This window comes from Clostridioides sp. ES-S-0054-01, from assembly GCA_021561035.1.
Classification (GTDB): domain Bacteria; phylum Bacillota; class Clostridia; order Peptostreptococcales; family Peptostreptococcaceae; genus Clostridioides.
Window position 1 is genome coordinate 2542166 of record CP067346.1, and the last position, 16441, is coordinate 2558606.

Sequence of the window (16441 nt, forward strand, 5' to 3'; positions counted from 1 at the left end):
CATAAAATTCTGCTTTGTAAGTTTCTTTTTTATTTGTGTTTTTTTGTGTAACTAAATTGTAACTATTTTTTCAAGAGTTGTCAACTTGACAAAAAAATAGAAATATGCATATATAGTATTTTCAACCATTTAAGCATATTTCTATTAGTTACAACAATGTCATTGTTTATTGTTGTTTTGTTATCATTTTGTTACCTTTTACTTTTATATGTTTTCTATTTGCCAATCAATAGGTTCTTTTCCTAACTTTTCCAAAATTTTATTTATCTTAGAGAAGTGTTTACATCCAAAAAAGCCTTTATTTGCTGACAATGGGCTTGGATGAGGTGCTTCCAAAATATAATGCTTACTTGTATCAATCAACTCTACTTTTTTACGTGCATTACTTCCCCATAATACAAAAATAACTGGGTCTTCACGCTCACTTAAAATAGAGATTACTCTATCAGTAAAAATTTCCCATCCTTTATCCTTATGAGAATTAGCTTCATGCGCTCTAACAGTAAGAGCAGTATTTAAAAGTAACACTCCTTGGTCTGCCCAAGGCATTAAATACCCATTGTTGGGTATAAAGCACCCTAAATCATCTTTTAGTTCTTTATACATATTTAACAGAGATGGTGGAGTTTTCACTTGTGGTTGAACTGAAAAAGCTAAACCATGAGCTTGATTATCTCCATGATAGGGGTCTTGTCCTAGTATTAAAACTTTAGTATCTTTATATGAAGTGTGTTTTAAAGCTTCATATATATTGTGCATATTTGGAAAAATTTGACGTGTTCTATATTCTTCTATAAGAAATTTTCTTAAATTTAAGTAGTAATCTTTTTCAAATTCTTCTTTCAATAATTCATCCCAATCGTTTCCTAAGTTAACCATAATTATCACCAATTCCTTTCAATTATTTTTATTATTTTATTTAGAAATTATATCTTCTTGATTATCATTCTTTTCATTTGTATTTATTTTTATGCTCACTCTATTAGGTATACAAACTATACTTTGACTTGGCTTATTTATAAACCCAGTGTGTACACAGACCTTGTCAGGACATGAAGCATCTACTATCTCAACCCCTTTATCATGAATCTTTACTATGTTATACCCCCCTCTATTCTCTATTTTAAATTCTTCTTTGGCATTTATTGAAACAGTTTTATACAATTTATTATCTACATAAATCTCAATATTTCCAGCATTTTTAGAATTTATAACATTTATTATCCCATAACATGCTGTAATAACAACCAAAATGCCTAAAATAAGAAGAATGTCTTTTTTCTTCATTTTTTGTCCTCCTATGAAATTATGTTATAATAAAATAATAACACAATTTCATAGGAGGAATATACCATGAATAAGAAAAAAATCACATTTATTTTTGTGATATTGATTTTAGCATTAATTTTATTTTCATTTTTTAGGAATTCAAGCCAGAATACTAAATATAGTAAAACTAGCTACTACCTTGGTACAGTAAATGAAGTTACTGTATTTAATGTAAAAGAATCCAAAAGTGATAAAATCTTAAATGAATGTGATTCAATTTTAAGATATATTGACAACAAAATGAGTACTCATATACCAGGAAGTGATGCTTCTAAAATAAATGATAATGCTGGTAAGAAATTTGTCAAAGTTTCAGATGATACATTTTTCGTTGTAAAAGAATCCATACAATATTCCAAATTATCAAATGGATATTTTGATATAACAGTTGGTCCAATATCAAATTTATGGGCAATTGGTACAGATAAAGCTAAAGTGCCAAGTGATTTTGAGATACAAAATCTTCTGCCTCTTATTGATTATAAAAACATTCTCTTGGATAAAAAAAATAAATCTATAAAATTAACCAAAGAAAACATGAAAATTGATTTAGGTGCCATAGCTAAAGGATATGCTGCTGATAAAATTGTAGCTTATCTAAAATCAGAAGGTGTACAAAAAGGTTTAGTAAACTTAGGAGGGAATATATTTACTTTAGAAAATGGTAAAAATGATAAACCTTTTAAAATAGGTATTCAAGACCCAACTAGTAAAAATGGTGAGTCTATAGGAAACATAGAAACAACAAATAAATCTGTTGTTACCTCTGGAATCTATGAAAGATTTATCGAAAAAGATGGAAAAATATATCATCATATGCTAAATCCATTTACTGGGTATCCTTTTGAAAACAACTTAAGTAGTGTTACGATAATCTCCGATAAATCTATTAATTGTGATGCTTTATCTACTTCTACATTTGGACTTGGACTTGAGAAAGGTATGGATTTAATTAATAGCATTGATAATGTAGATGCTATATTTATAACTAAGGATAAAAAAATATACTTAACTAAGGGTATAAAAGATAATTTTAAACTTACAAATGAAGCTTTTTCTATTGAAAAATTAAATAAATAATGAGTTTAAATAATAACTATACCTATATACGTACAAAATACACACGAATTTAAATAGTTATCACATAACTAACGCAAATTTAAATTTTATATAAAATATGGTATATACTAAGTAGTCTAAAACAAATTGTACTTATGTATATACCATATTAATAGTTCAAATTTATATAAAACACTAATTCAACTAATTTTTATAAAGACTTTAAAAATAAATCCATTCTATTTAAAGCTTCAATTACATTTTCTTTTTGAGTTCCTAAATTTATTCTGACATAGTTCTCACCATCTTTTACAAAATGACTTCCATCTTCTAATAATACCCCTGTATCAATAGCCAACTTATCTGTAAATTCACTTGCACTTATACCTAATCCACTTATATCCATCCAAGCTAAATAAGATGATTCCATCTTCATCAATTTAATCTTATTATATTTATTTACCCACGTTTCTAAAAGTTCATAATTTGATTTTATATATTCATTTACACCACTTAACCACTCACGACATTCATTATAAGCAGTTATCAATCCTATTATTCCAAACACATTTGGAGAAGTTATAGAATTTTGCTTTAGTTTATTTCTAAATCTATCTCTTATACCCTTATTTATAACTATTGAATAAGAAGTCTTTAATCCCCCAAGATTAAATCCTTTATTTGGTGATGTCAATAGAATAACATTTTCTAAAAGCTCTTTTTCAATCTTAAGTATTGAATTAAATTTTCCATAATGAATATGCTCTGCATGTACTTCATCTGCAACCAAAATAACATTATTTTCTTTACATATAGTTGCTACTCTTGTCATTTCTTCAATCGTCCATATCCTTCCAGATGGATTATGTGGTGTACAAAACATCATTAACTTAGGTTGATTTTCTTTAATTTGAATTTCTAATTTATCAAAATTTATATAATATCTATCATTTATAACATCTAGTGTATTACAAACTACATTTACACCCTGTTTTTTTGCTGATGATTCAAAAGGGTCATAAACTGGTGTATTTAATATTATACTATCACCTTTTTTACAAAAAGCTTGTACTACGTAGTGAAGTGTTGATACAGTTCCATAAGTTAATGTAATCCATTCTTTTTCTACATTTACCTCATGCATATTTTTTTGCCACTCAATAACTGAATCATAAAACTCATCATAACAGTATGTATATCCAAACACACCTCTTTTTACAACTTCAATAAATTTATTTTCTATTTCTGTTGGTATTTTAAAGTCCATATCAGCAATCCACATTGGTACAAAATCTTCTCTAATATTACCAAATTTATCTCTTATAATGTTTAAATCCCACTTTCTACACTTTTCACTTACTCTATCTGGTCTGTCATCAAAATTATACATTTAAATTTACCTCTTCTTTTCTTATTTTTATGAAATATTTATCTAGTTTATTTTTAACTTACAACTATTAAATCCTTAGTAGATGTAGTCAACCTCATGCATCCACCTTGTGTTATAAGTACATCATCTTCTATTCTTACACCTCCGAGACTTGGAACATATATACCCGGCTCTATAGTTACAATCATACCTTCTTTTAATATTTCATTTGATTCAGGAGCTAATGCAGGATATTCATGAACCATGATGCCTACACCATGACCTAGATTATGACCAAAATTATCAGCATATCCATATGAGCCAATTATATCTCTTGCAACTTTATCTATCTCTCCAGTAGTCATTCCTGGTCTTAAAACCTTTATACACTCTTCATTTGCTTCTCTTACTATATTATATATTTCTTCTAACTCTTTATTTATAGTACCCATACAAATGGTTCTAGTAATATCTGAACAATAATTATTATACTTAGCACCAAAATCAAAAGTAACAAAATCTCCATACTCTATAACTTTTTCACTTGCTTTTCCATGAGGCAATGCTCCTCTAATCCCAGATGCAACTATTGTGTCAAAAGATTCTTTTTGACCACCTAAATCTTTTATAACCCTAACAATTTCATTTTCAACTTGCTTTTCAGTCATACCAACTTTTATAAAATCAATTATATGATAAAATGTAGCATCGACTATTTCACAAGCCTTTTTTATATATTTTATTTCGTCTTCATCTTTTTCTTTCCTTAAAGTAGATAAGTCAACTGATTTTAAGGTTGCAATTAACTTATTACTCATACTTTTATATGAATCAAAGGATACTTCATTTCCTTCAAATCCTATTTTTCTTATATTCTGCTCTCTACAAATATCATTAATTATATCGAAATGAGTTCTATTTTTGTCCATTAATACTACATCAAATAAACTCGATTTTCTTTTAATTTCTTCAAAATATCTAAAATCTACTATTATATATTGTGCTTCCTTTGTTATAAAAACATAACCTGAAGAACTAAATAGATTTCCGACATAAAACTTATTTGTAGGACTATTGATAAGAAATCCTTCAATATCATATTCTCTAAGATACTCTCTTACTTTTTCTAGCTTATCCATACCTTATCTCCACCGCCTTTAATTAATCATATAGGTAAGGCTGGTAATATTGATTAAAACCATATTACCAGCCAAGGTTATTTATAGATAGTAAAAATTAAATACTAGTCGATATAATCTACAACAAGTTTACCATCTTTTATTAATTTATTTCTATAGAATATATTTCCTACTGCTATGAATATAGCACCAACTGCTATACCTATTACATATCCAAATAAGTTATCTACTAGAGGCCATGCCCATATAGCTGACTCTGGGAACCATTGAATTGCTCCTAGAACTATACCTGTAATAGCTCCTATTACACTTCCTATTATATTTAAAGGTATAACAAAACCTGGTCTCTCAAGTGCAAATGGTATTGCTCCTTCAGATATACCCATAAATGATAAGAACATAGAAGTTTTTCCTGCTTGATAGAATTGTCTATCGTATACTCTTCTTCCTACTAGTCTTTTATCTAATAATGTTGTTAATCCTAATCCAATTGGAGGAACAACTATGGCTATTGTTCTTGCTGTTATTGGCAGTACATTCTCTGTAGTTAAACCAAGTGCAACAAATCCTGCTGCTTTATTTATTGGTCCTCCTAAGTCAAATGCTGTAGCTGCTGCTAAAGCTGTTGCATATACATATTCTCCTGCTGCTCCTGCTGCTGTTAAGAAGTTTTTCATACTTTCATTAATTAATCCACCAAATGGAGTTATTATAAATATCATCAATACCATACAAGCTAATGATGCTATTAATGGTATTAAAAATGTTGTTTTAAAAGCTAACCAGTTATGAGAAACTTTTATAGATTTATTTAACCATTTTACAAAATATCCTATTATGAATGCTATTAATATTGCGCCTAAAAATCCTGATGCAACTGGAACAACTTCAGTCCATTGTCCATCCACAAATTGTGGTACACCTACAGGTTTATTGGCTATATACCCTCCTATAAATCCTGCAATTAAGGCTGTTTTTCCACCTATAGAGTTTGCACAAAATGCTGCAAATAGTGGTATTGCAAATCCAAATAAAGTAAATCCGAAATTTGACATTAATTGTGCCATATTTAAAAGACTAAGCTTGAATCCTGTAAATTCACCTGAGTTCATAGCATCAACTATACCTACAGATGGGTCAAGCCCTAATATAGCATATGGTATTAATTGAGATAAAGCTCCTATAAGTCCACCCATTACTAAAACTGGTATCATATATGATATACCCGTCATTATATGTTTACTTATTTCTTTCCATTTTCCATTTCCCTTTGATTGAGTTGGACTAGATGGAGTAGAAGCACCTGAACTATTTATAACCTTTTTCTTAATTGCCATTCTATTTCCTCCACAATAAATTTATTATATTCCTAAATCTTCTTCTATTTCTTTTATAACACCCTCTGCATTTTTTATAGCTTCTTGTAATTCAACTTCATAAACTTCACAACCATCGAATCTTTCCATACCTTCTGGTGTTATTGCCACTGCATGTATTACCATAGTTGCTCCTAATATATCATCTCTTGTCAACTCATTTTGTACACCATCTGCACCTTGAGTTTCAACTTTTGCTTCATAACCTAATGCCTTTGCTGCTTGCTCTATTGCTTCTGCTGCCATGAAAGTGTGAGCTAATCCCATTGGACAAGCACATAATGCGACTAATTTTTTATTCATTTTAAATTCCTCCTATTTTTTAATTAATTATTTGTTTTATTTTAACCTTAGTGTTTATTTATAAACCTAAAGCTTCATTTATTAAGTTAGATATTTCCTCAGCATTATCACTCTTTAAAAGAGAATCTTTAAAGTCTTTATTTATTAATTTTCTTGAAAGAGATGATAATAATTTAAGATGAATATTTTCTTTACTTTTTCCTGGCATAAGCAAGCTTATCGCCAATTTAACCTTATCTTCACCTTCATTCCAAATAACATCTTCATTAAACTTCAACACTACTACTGCTGGATTTTCAATTGCATCATTTTTAGTATGAGGTATTGCTATAGATTCTCCTAAATTTGTAGTAAATTGTTCTTCTCTAGCCATTAAACCTTCATATACAAAACTTTCATCTTCTGTTAAGTTTAATTCTTTAGCTTTTTTTGCTATAAATTTTAAAACCTCAATCTTTGATTTAGCATCAACATTTAAAAATACATATTCTTTGTTAAATATGTTTGTTCCCATTATTAATTTCCTCCTTAATTACCTATCAGTGTCATTAATTTATTAAAATCACATATTTTAATAATTCCTCTTACTCCACCTTCGTCTTTTATAAAATTATAAAGGTATTTAAATATCGAGAAATTATGTTTTTCTTTAGTATTAAAAAATACCATAAATACTAGTTGAACCTCCTGCTTATCCCAAATTATGGGATTTTCAAGTATTCCAACTCCTATTATAGATTTTTTATCTCCCTTCACTATTGTGTGAGGTATTGCCACTAGATTTCCTATTTCAGTTGATGAAATATTTTCTCTATCTATTATGCTTTTTATAGAACTTTCTTCTATAAAGCCTCTTTCTTTTAGTTTATTTGAAAGTGAAAGTATAACCTCTTCTTTAGTGCTAGCCTTTATGCTAAAAAAAGCTTTTTCATCAAACATGTTACTTATTATCTTTCTTCTTTCTTCCTTTTCATAAAAGGCTTTGTTTACGTTTTCAATTAAGCTATCATCAAATATGTTTTCTATATATAAGACAGGTTTTTCATATCCTTTTAATTCAACAGTAGACACTATTAAATCGACATCTTGACTTATAGCCATATCGAGGTATCTAACTGGATAAACACCTACTACATTTAAATCACTTATATTCTGCTTTAACTTTTCAGATATAAGTTGTCCTGTTCCTATACCATAATGACAAACTATACAAATTTTTTTACTAGTATTTTTTTTCATTCTTTCATTTGAAGCAGCAAAATGAATAGCTATATATCCAAGTTCATCCTCATCAAGTTTTAAATTAAATTCAGTTTCTAGTTTATTTGATAAAAACACAGCTAGATTAAAAGCTATTGGAAACTTCTCTTTTATTTGATGAAGTAAGGGATTATTTGATTTTATATTAGCTTTAGCTCTATTTAAAAATCTCTTTATATGGTCAGATATTGATACCATAAACTCCTCGTCTTTTGTATAATCACTACCTGAAATAAGTAATATATCCTGAAGTGCACTACTTATAACACTACTTATTCGCTCCTCTACTTCACTTGTGCTTTTTCTTCCTTGTGTACCTTTATATGCTATTACACCAGAATAATTTGAAATATAAATTACTTCATCTTCAACAAGTTTAAATCCAATCGTTTCAGAGATTTCTTTCATTAAGCTTTCTATAAAGTAATAATTATGAAACCTATAACTTGTATCCATTAAGTTTATGTGTTTGCTATGACCTCTCTTACTCCTAAATACAGAAACTATTATCTTTGAAATCAAAAGATTAAAATCTTTGTCTGAAATTATTGTATCGTTCTCTCTTAAATGTTTTTCTAAAATACTTTCTATACAGTATATATCGTTTTCACTGATATCATCTAAAAACACCTTGACTCTACTTTTTTCATCCAATTTTATTGCATAGTCAGTAATCAATTGTCTTATATTAATTTCTTCACCATGTATATAGCTTCCATAGTAAGGTTTAGATTTTATAACTAAGTCATACTTTTCAAGTTTTCTTTTAAGCTTACTAGACAATTTATTTATAGCGGCTATACTTAGATTTAATTCTTCTGCCATTGCTTCTATACTCATATAATTTCTATTAATAAGCATACATATTATATTTGACATTCTTGATTCTTCAGAGTCATCTAAAAAACCATCAATATATTTATTTGCTTCTTTAACAGCTCTTGCTATACTGCTTTTAGAGCCACTTAACTTATATCCTATACCTCTAGAAGAAGCTATTACCAAATCATACTTGCTTAAAATACTATTTAAATCTGCTATATATCTTTTAATAGTTTTAGTGGACACATCCAATTTGATAGCTAGTTCACTTGATGTCATATATCCGTCTTTATTGCTTAAACTTTTTACTATTAATGCATGTTTCTTAGTTATCATTGTATCACCTTCTCTTTGATTTCAATTATATATCAAGTAAAATTTTAATTGTATATATAATATGTCTGTATAAGGGACATTTTGTATTTATATTTTGTTACATAATGCAATTATTGCATCTGCATATATGGCTATTGCATTTATAAATCTATCTAAGCTAGCAAATTCATTAGCACTATGGACATTTCCAAAACTTCCATCAGGAAATTCACAACCAAATATTACTGAATTATTCATTTCAGAAGCATAACTTCCTGCACTAGTTACTCTAACATCATTTTTTAAATCACCAGAATACTTTATATATATATCGTGCAAACTTTTTACAAGTTTTGAATTTCTATCTATATAATTTGCTTGCTTTAAATTTTCCCCAATAATCCTAAATTTATTAATGTTATTTCTCTTCATATACAAATCAAATTTTTTTATTATATCTTCAATTGTTAATACTTCTGGATATCTAACACTTAAAACTATTTCTAGCTTTCCATCTACTATATTTATTATTGTTGGAACCATTGATAAAATTCCACATTTTCCTTCAATATTTAAATTAAATAATTTTCCATCTATATTATCTTCGTTTATTAATTTATACAAGTCTTTTGCCCACTCTTCATCAATAATCTCTGACATAAGTTTAATTGTACCTAATATAGGATTATTTGATTTTTCAGGTTTAGATGAATGTCCACCTTTTCCATGCACAATATAACTGCCATTATCAGAACTTATTGATTTATTGTTAACATCACAACAGATATTATCTTTACCCAATTTTTCTATATTATTTATATACACTTTATCTGGTATTGTATTAAACTCTATTCCACCACTTACGTATAAAGATTTATCATCTATATTTGAAACTAATTTTATTATTGCTCCACCTTTTTCTCCATTTAACACAGGAAATTTAGCATCTGGAGTAAATCCACATACACCATATGGTTCTTTGCTATAATAATGCTTTATACATTTAAATCCACTCTCTTCATTTCCTCCAACTATTAATCTAACCTTTCTTTTTAAATCAATCTCTAAATCCCTTATCATTTTTAGTGCTAAAAAATTCACTATCATAGGTCCTTTATTATCAGATACTCCTCTAGCAACTAATTTATCGCCTATAATATTTAATTTAAATGGCTCACTGTCCCATCCTTCTCCTGGATTTACGACATCACAATGTCCAAATATATCTACATACTCTTTACCATGTCCATATTCAATTTGAACAGCATGATTATCTATATTTTTTACTTTAAAATTGTTTTTTCTGCCTAAATTTTCAAACCAATTCAATGCATCATATACACCTTTTCCAAAAGGCATATCTTTAGATGCAGTTTTTTTATCATAAAATGAAGGTATGCTTATCCACTCTTCCAACAATTTCAAAAATTCTTCTTCATATTTTTTGCTTTCTTCCTTAAATAATGTCATAATTATCACTCCAATTTAGAACTTTATATTATAATCATAGTTTATCTTATTTGATAACTCCTTATACTTTATGTCATTTCAAGGGACAAAACTTTTTTACTCTTGATTTTATAATCTATTTATATATAATTATTTGTAGGATAAATTTAATATTATAGGAGGAACAAGATTATGGAACCACTATTTTTAAAACCTATTTTTATGGATAGAATATGGGGCGGTACTGCACTTAAAGATAAATTTAATTATGAAATAGATTCACCAACAACTGGTGAATGTTGGGCTATAAGTTCTCATAAAAATGGAGATTGCTTAATAGAAAATGGAGAATATAAAGGTAAAAAACTGTCTGAATTATGGGATAAAAATAGAGAATTATTTGGAAATACACCTGGAGATAAATTTCCTTTGCTTACAAAAATATTGGATGCAAATGATAATTTATCAGTTCAAGTTCATCCAGATGATGAATATGCTAAGAAAAATGAAAATGGAGAGTTAGGTAAGACGGAGTGTTGGTATGTAATAGATTGTTCTGATGATGCAGAAATTATAATAGGTCATAATGCAAAATCTCGTAAAGAATTTGTAGATATGATAAATAATAATGAATGGGACAAACTACTTAGAAAAGTTAACATAAAAAAGGGAGATTTTTTTTATGTTCCAAGTGGAACTATACATGCTATATGTAAAGGAACATTAATTTTAGAAACTCAGCAAAATTCAGATACTACTTATAGAGTTTATGATTATGATAGAACTGACAATTCAGGCAATAAACGTGAACTTCATGTTCAAAAGTCAATAGATGTTACGAATGTTCCTCATATAAATTTTGATACTGATTATAAAACCGTATCAACACCACAATTTAAATGCACAACATTTGTATCAAATGAATTTTTTAGCGTTTATAAACTAGATGTTTTTGGAAAATGTAAATTTACACATAATACACCTTTTTCATTATATAGTGTACTAGATGGAAATGGAAAACTAGTACACAATTCTGTTGAATATGATTTAAAAAAGGGAATGCACTTCATATTACCAAATAACTTTGGAGATTTTAGCTTTGAAGGTAGTTTAGAGATTATATGTTCTCATATATAGATATAAAATCAAACTAAAAATAGGCTATCATAATAATCACTTTATGATAGCCCATTTTTTATAAAAGATTTGACTATAAACATATAGTATTTTAATTTCATTTTATTTTGTAATAACCTCTAATAATATATATCGGAAAATTCTATTTTTATTTTTTCTTGAATATTATATATTCTCTTATCTTCTGTATAATGTTCACTATTAAAACTTTTTATTGGAAGTGAAATCAAGAATTCCGTACCTTTATTCACTTCACTTACTACTTCTATATCTCCACCATGAAGATTTACTAAATTCTTAACTATAGCAAGTCCTATTCCACTTCCTTCAGTATTTCTAGATAGAGTCTTATCAACTTGTGAAAATTCTTCAAAAATCAATTCTAACTTATCTTTAGGTATTCCAACTCCAGTATCTTTTACACTTATGATTATCCTATCTATTTTATGATAGATATTTACGTATATCCATCCGCCATTATCAGTAAACTTAATGCAGTTTGACAATAGATTCAACATAATCCTCTCAATTTCAACTTTGTCTATATAAACATTAATTTCTTCAAGTTCTGTATCAAATAGAATTTTTATATCTTTTCTACTTGTATACTCTTCTATATTCATAAATAAGTCTTCTATTACAGATACAATATTGTATTTTGCAAGCTTTAGTGTATAAAACCCAGACTCCATCTTTGTTAAATCTATAATATTATTTATTAATCTTTGAAGCCTATAAGAACTTTGTCTTACTAAATCTACATGAGACTTAATATTATTGTTGTAGTCTTTTATCTTTTCACTTCTATAGAAAGAATCTACTAGTTGATTTGAACTTGATATAACATTTAGTGGAGTTTTTAACTCGTGAGACATATTTGCAAAAAACTCAGTTTTGATTTTATCTGTTTTAAATCTTTCAAGCAGTTCTTTTTCTGCTTGTTCAGAATATTTCTTGTGTACTAAATCTTTTATAATAAGCATTATGTATCTACTGTTATATATAGCAAAAGGTAATGCACTTAATTCTACTTCTACTATATCATCATAACTATTTATCAACTCATACTCTAGTAAAAGTATACTTCTATTTTCATTTAGAACTTTAGCCATATTATCAGTAAATTTCATTTTTTCTTCAGTATTTGCATTCATTAATACCTTAATATTAGAGTCTTTTATATCATCTATATTTGTAAAAGCTAGCATATCTAAAAACGATTTATTTGCATAGTTTATACTTAAATCTTCTTTTAGTAAGCATATGCCATCAGGTAATATATCTATAAATCTTGAATAGGATGATTGACTTTCCTCAAGTTTTATTTGAGATATTTTTCGAGACGTTGTATCACGTATCACAATAATAGTTTTATCAGTCCCAGCATTAGTATACTGAGAAAAACTCATCTCTACGTACTTTACTTCACCATCTATTACATATCTTTTTTCTATACTTTCTTCACTTTTACATACTGCTGAAAAATCAATACTTTCTAATTTATTTTTAAAAATTTCTCTACATGCATTATTAACGTATATTTTGTTATTACCTTCAAGTACTACTATGCCATCTCCAATACTTTCTAAAAAATCTCTGCTTCTCTTATTTGCTTCAATAAGTTTGCGTTCATATTCCTTTTTCTTGGTCTTATCTTCTAGTACACATAATACCCCTTCTGTTTGTAAAGCAATAATTAAAGGAGCAAATATAGCTTGATAAACTTTATTATTACTTGTATTAATAAGTTTTTCTACATTCTTCTCATGTACAAACACATAGTGAATGCTTTCTATTAAATCGTTGAAGTTTTTTATTTTATCAGTCAATTTATCTTGTTCTTTATAATCTCCAAAAGTATTTCTAAAACTCTTATTTGCGTATGTAATATCTCCATCTTTGTTAAATACAACTATGCTATTTACTGCTACATCTAATGTAGATTGTAGTCTAGATTCTCTTCTCATAAGTATTCCCTTAAGTTCCTCTATCTTTTCTGTCTCATAGATTAATTTTTTGTTCTTTTCTTTTAAACTTTCCGTTTTTATTGTCAATTCTTCATTTGTATCATGTAATTCTAGCGCTGTTTTATTAATATTCTTAGATACTATGTAATTATATAAATAATATAAGGCTACATTTATTATTATCTGTGATAATATCCTCTCTACACTCCTATCAGCAATAACTATATGCAATAGATTTGGAGCCCTTGATAAGATTATTATTACTATTATTCTATTAAAAATCTTTTTTTCATTATATTCCCATTTACTTTCATTTGAACTTGAGTTTAATTCAATTACACTAATAATAGAAATAATTATTGTGAATATAGATATTATAACTCCTAAAGTATATTGTGATGTACCATTTCCTAGATAGTCACAAATTTCAGATATTATGAATAAAGATATTATTGTTAATGTAACAGTTGCTATAAATAAAATTATACTTGAATAAATTTGTTTATTATCCTTAACAAATTTAAAACTTAAGTATACACCCAGTATAGGAAATAAATCTGTTATTGCTGATATCGTGCTATTAATCTCCATTACAGACTTAGTTCTAATTCCTAAGGAATTAAATAAATATATACACTCAAATGCTCCAGTGGCTATAAAAATTAATCCTAAAAATGTAGAAAATGAATCCACTTTAAATTTTGTAGTATTAAATATAATTATTCCTGTGGCTACTAAGAATATAGTATATATGGCATGTAATAGAGTTTCATACTTATCTGTATCTTTTATAATAAATAATAAAAGTACTGAGCCCATTATTATAAATAAAAGGCTCATGTCTTCTCTTTCTTTTATATCTGGTTTTACATCAGGTATTATATTCTTCAATACTTTACACTTCCTCTTAATTAATATTTTATAATAATTAATTATACGATACTCGACATTATAATTCCTTCTTTATACCTTAAAGCAAAAACAGACATTTTCTGCTAAAACAAAATTCTTTTGTTTTCTACTCTTTTAGTTATTTTGTTTCTATCGAAGTTTTCCAATATAATCATGCAATTTTTTCTACTAGAATCAATCAAATCTCTGTATTCTCCTAATGTTATTTCTTTATTTTCTTTTATATAATTTATCAAAGTATTCTTTGCATTTTCATAAATACCTTTGTCCATTATATACAAATCATCTAATTTCTCTACTTTATTACCTATCATTGACTCCAATACTTCAGCATAGTTATGATTTCCTTCAGAAACTTCATCTATTGTCAGTATAGAAGAAACTCCACATGATTTTAATCTTTTTTCTATTTTTTTTGCTATTTCTTTTTGTTTCTCATTTAAAATAACTTCAAAATCTAACAGAGATACTATATTATTTTCTATTTTTATGGCGTTTTCTGTAGATAATTTTTCTAATAAAATATCCATCTCCCTAGTTTTGAAATTGCTCTCTATCTTAGACCTTACTTCTTCTTTTAACATTCCTTTTCTAAGTCTATATTTCTTATGATACTCACTTAAAAGCTTTATTGTATTTTCCTTTAACTTATTGTATTGATTTATATGCATATACATATTTCCTATAATAAATACTTTATCTTCTGATATAAGTGTTTCAAGTGCTCTTTTTACATCTTCTTCATGAGCACCACTATAGCTCATTATTTCTTTTATATTTGGATAATTTTTTAGATTCCTTTTTAAATACTCTTCTATTATATCTTTAAGTTCGCCTTTTTCTTTTATTTTTAATGCTTCTATAACTTTTTCATCAAATTTCTTATGTTTTTTAGGGGATGGGTCAATTATTACACCTCCACCGATAGTTTCCATTGGAGAATAACGTCTAACTACAAATGTATCGCCTTTTTTAGATACTATACTTTCTTCAAGTCTTAACTGAACATATCCACTTTCTCCACTTTCAATCAATTCTTTATCTAGTGGAACTGCTCTACAAAGTATCTCTCTAGTTCCATGATACAACCTTAATCTGTCCCAATGTTTCAATCCTTTGTCTAAATGATTTACCAATGATAATTTTACATCTAACATCATTGATTCCTCTAATGAGTTTGGTGCAGCTAAAACATCCCCTCTTTTTATATCATCCACTTTTACATTTGATATATTGATTGCTGTTCTTTGTCCTGCATAAGCTGTATCTTTATTTTCTCCATGAACTTGTATACTTCTTATTTTTGTTTTTAATACTTGTGGATATATAACCAAATCATCTTCTATACTTATCTTTCCTTCTATTAAAGTACCTGTTATCACAGTACCAAACCCTTTTATTGAAAATACTCTGTCTATATTAAGTCTGGCTGGAGAGTTTTCATTTTTATCTTCTATATCATCACTCATTTTATCTATTTTTTCAATAAGGGTGTCTATACCTTTTTTAGATATAGAATCAACTTCAATTATTTCAGCATCTTCAAGAAAAGTTCCTTTTATTTTTTCACAAATATCTTCTTTTACTAACTCTCTAAATTCATCATCCACAGTATCAGACTTAGTTAGAACCACTATTCCATTTTTGATATTTAAAAAGCTTAGAATATCTAAATGCTCAACTGTCTGTGGCATAACCCCTTCATCTGCTGCTACAACAAGTAAAACTATATCAATCCCTGATGCTCCAGCTAACATGTTTTTTATAAACTTTTCGTGTCCCGGTACATCTACAATTCCAGCTCTTCTGTTGTTTGGTAAATCAAAATAAGTAAATCCTAAGTTTATTGAAATGCCTCTCTTTTTTTCTTCATCTAATGTATCAGTTTCTCTTCCAGTCAATGCTTTTATAAGAGTAGTTTTCCCGTGGTCAATATGACCTGCTGTTCCAATTACTACATTTTTCATTTTTTGCCCCCTCTGAACCTCTCATGACCAAAGTCAC

At 27.6% G+C, this 16441-nt stretch carries 13 protein-coding genes; 2 read left to right on the forward strand and 11 right to left on the reverse strand.

Going from position 1 to position 16441, the window contains the following annotated elements:
• Positions 1-204: 204 nt before the first annotated feature.
• Complete coding sequence (locus JJC02_12020) at positions 205-879, reverse strand: uracil-DNA glycosylase (GenBank protein ID UDN53629.1); 675 nt, start codon at positions 877-879, stop codon at positions 205-207.
• 36 nt (positions 880-915) lie between these two features.
• Complete coding sequence (locus JJC02_12025) at positions 916-1287, reverse strand: NusG domain II-containing protein (GenBank protein ID UDN53630.1); 372 nt, start codon at positions 1285-1287, stop codon at positions 916-918.
• Between the two features lie 66 nt (positions 1288-1353).
• Between JJC02_12025 and JJC02_12030 the strand changes: the two genes are divergently transcribed.
• Positions 1354-2409 carry an FAD:protein FMN transferase gene (locus tag JJC02_12030; protein UDN53631.1) on the forward strand — a complete coding sequence of 352 codons (1056 nt, stop codon included), beginning with the start codon at positions 1354-1356 and terminating at the stop codon, positions 2407-2409.
• Between the two features lie 190 nt (positions 2410-2599).
• On the opposite strand, the gene JJC02_12035 is transcribed toward JJC02_12030, so the two are convergent.
• The 7 genes from JJC02_12035 to JJC02_12065 all read right to left on the reverse strand — a co-directional run bounded on the left by JJC02_12035 (position 2600) and on the right by JJC02_12065 (position 10442).
• Positions 2600-3778, reverse strand: a complete 1179-nt coding sequence (locus JJC02_12035; protein ID UDN53632.1) for a PatB family C-S lyase — start codon at positions 3776-3778, stop codon at positions 2600-2602.
• A 53-nt stretch (positions 3779-3831) separates the two neighbouring features.
• Positions 3832-4896 carry an aminopeptidase P family protein gene (locus JJC02_12040; protein UDN53633.1) on the reverse strand — a complete coding sequence of 355 codons (1065 nt, stop codon included), beginning with the start codon at positions 4894-4896 and terminating at the stop codon, positions 3832-3834.
• A 104-nt stretch (positions 4897-5000) separates the two neighbouring features.
• On the reverse strand, positions 5001-6233 hold the full coding sequence (locus JJC02_12045) for a PTS fructose transporter subunit IIC (protein ID UDN53634.1): 1233 nt from the start codon (positions 6231-6233) through the stop codon (positions 5001-5003).
• Between the two features lie 24 nt (positions 6234-6257).
• A complete protein-coding gene (locus JJC02_12050) occupies positions 6258-6575 on the reverse strand; it encodes a PTS fructose transporter subunit IIB (GenBank protein UDN53635.1) in 318 nt (105 codons plus the stop codon).
• Between the two features lie 58 nt (positions 6576-6633).
• On the reverse strand, positions 6634-7089 hold the full coding sequence (locus tag JJC02_12055; protein UDN53636.1) for a PTS sugar transporter subunit IIA: 456 nt from the start codon (positions 7087-7089) through the stop codon (positions 6634-6636).
• A 14-nt stretch (positions 7090-7103) separates the two neighbouring features.
• On the reverse strand, positions 7104-8993 hold the full coding sequence (locus tag JJC02_12060) for a transcription antiterminator (protein ID UDN53637.1): 1890 nt from the start codon (positions 8991-8993) through the stop codon (positions 7104-7106).
• A gap of 87 nt (positions 8994-9080) precedes the next feature.
• Positions 9081-10442 carry a Sapep family Mn(2+)-dependent dipeptidase gene (locus tag JJC02_12065; protein UDN53638.1) on the reverse strand — a complete coding sequence of 454 codons (1362 nt, stop codon included), beginning with the start codon at positions 10440-10442 and terminating at the stop codon, positions 9081-9083.
• A gap of 171 nt (positions 10443-10613) precedes the next feature.
• Here JJC02_12065 and manA point away from each other — a divergent pair, with 171 nt between their 5' ends.
• Positions 10614-11558, forward strand: a complete 945-nt coding sequence (gene manA, locus JJC02_12070; GenBank protein UDN53639.1) for a mannose-6-phosphate isomerase, class I — start codon at positions 10614-10616, stop codon at positions 11556-11558.
• A gap of 119 nt (positions 11559-11677) precedes the next feature.
• On the opposite strand, the gene JJC02_12075 is transcribed toward manA, so the two are convergent.
• Both JJC02_12075 and selB read right to left on the reverse strand, forming a co-directional pair.
• Entirely contained in the window at positions 11678-14416 is a 2739-nt protein-coding gene (locus tag JJC02_12075) for a sporulation-associated two-component system sensor histidine kinase (protein ID UDN53640.1), read from the reverse strand.
• A 104-nt stretch (positions 14417-14520) separates the two neighbouring features.
• A complete protein-coding gene (gene selB / locus JJC02_12080) occupies positions 14521-16404 on the reverse strand; it encodes a selenocysteine-specific translation elongation factor (GenBank protein UDN53641.1) in 1884 nt (627 codons plus the stop codon).
• Positions 16405-16441 lie beyond the last annotated feature (37 nt).

Excerpts from the sequence above, each read along its gene's own strand:
- JJC02_12050 (UDN53635.1), bottom strand. The coding sequence starts at position 6,575 with ATGAATAAAAAATTAGTCGCATTATGTGCTTGTCCAATGGGATTAGCT.
- selB (UDN53641.1), bottom strand. The coding sequence starts at position 16,404 with ATGAAAAATGTAGTAATTGGAACAGCAGGTCATATTGACCACGGGAAA.
- JJC02_12035 (UDN53632.1), bottom strand. The coding sequence starts at position 3,778 with ATGTATAATTTTGATGACAGACCAGATAGAGTAAGTGAAAAGTGTAGA.
- JJC02_12040 (UDN53633.1), bottom strand. The coding sequence starts at position 4,896 with ATGGATAAGCTAGAAAAAGTAAGAGAGTATCTTAGAGAATATGATATT.
- manA (UDN53639.1), top strand. The coding sequence starts at position 10,614 with ATGGAACCACTATTTTTAAAACCTATTTTTATGGATAGAATATGGGGC.
- JJC02_12045 (UDN53634.1), bottom strand. The coding sequence starts at position 6,233 with ATGGCAATTAAGAAAAAGGTTATAAATAGTTCAGGTGCTTCTACTCCA.
- JJC02_12020 (UDN53629.1), bottom strand. The coding sequence starts at position 879 with ATGGTTAACTTAGGAAACGATTGGGATGAATTATTGAAAGAAGAATTT.
- JJC02_12025 (UDN53630.1), bottom strand. The coding sequence starts at position 1,287 with ATGAAGAAAAAAGACATTCTTCTTATTTTAGGCATTTTGGTTGTTATT.
- JJC02_12060 (UDN53637.1), bottom strand. The coding sequence starts at position 8,993 with ATGATAACTAAGAAACATGCATTAATAGTAAAAAGTTTAAGCAATAAA.
- JJC02_12030 (UDN53631.1), top strand. The coding sequence starts at position 1,354 with ATGAATAAGAAAAAAATCACATTTATTTTTGTGATATTGATTTTAGCA.
- JJC02_12065 (UDN53638.1), bottom strand. The coding sequence starts at position 10,442 with ATGACATTATTTAAGGAAGAAAGCAAAAAATATGAAGAAGAATTTTTG.
- JJC02_12055 (UDN53636.1), bottom strand. The coding sequence starts at position 7,089 with ATGGGAACAAACATATTTAACAAAGAATATGTATTTTTAAATGTTGAT.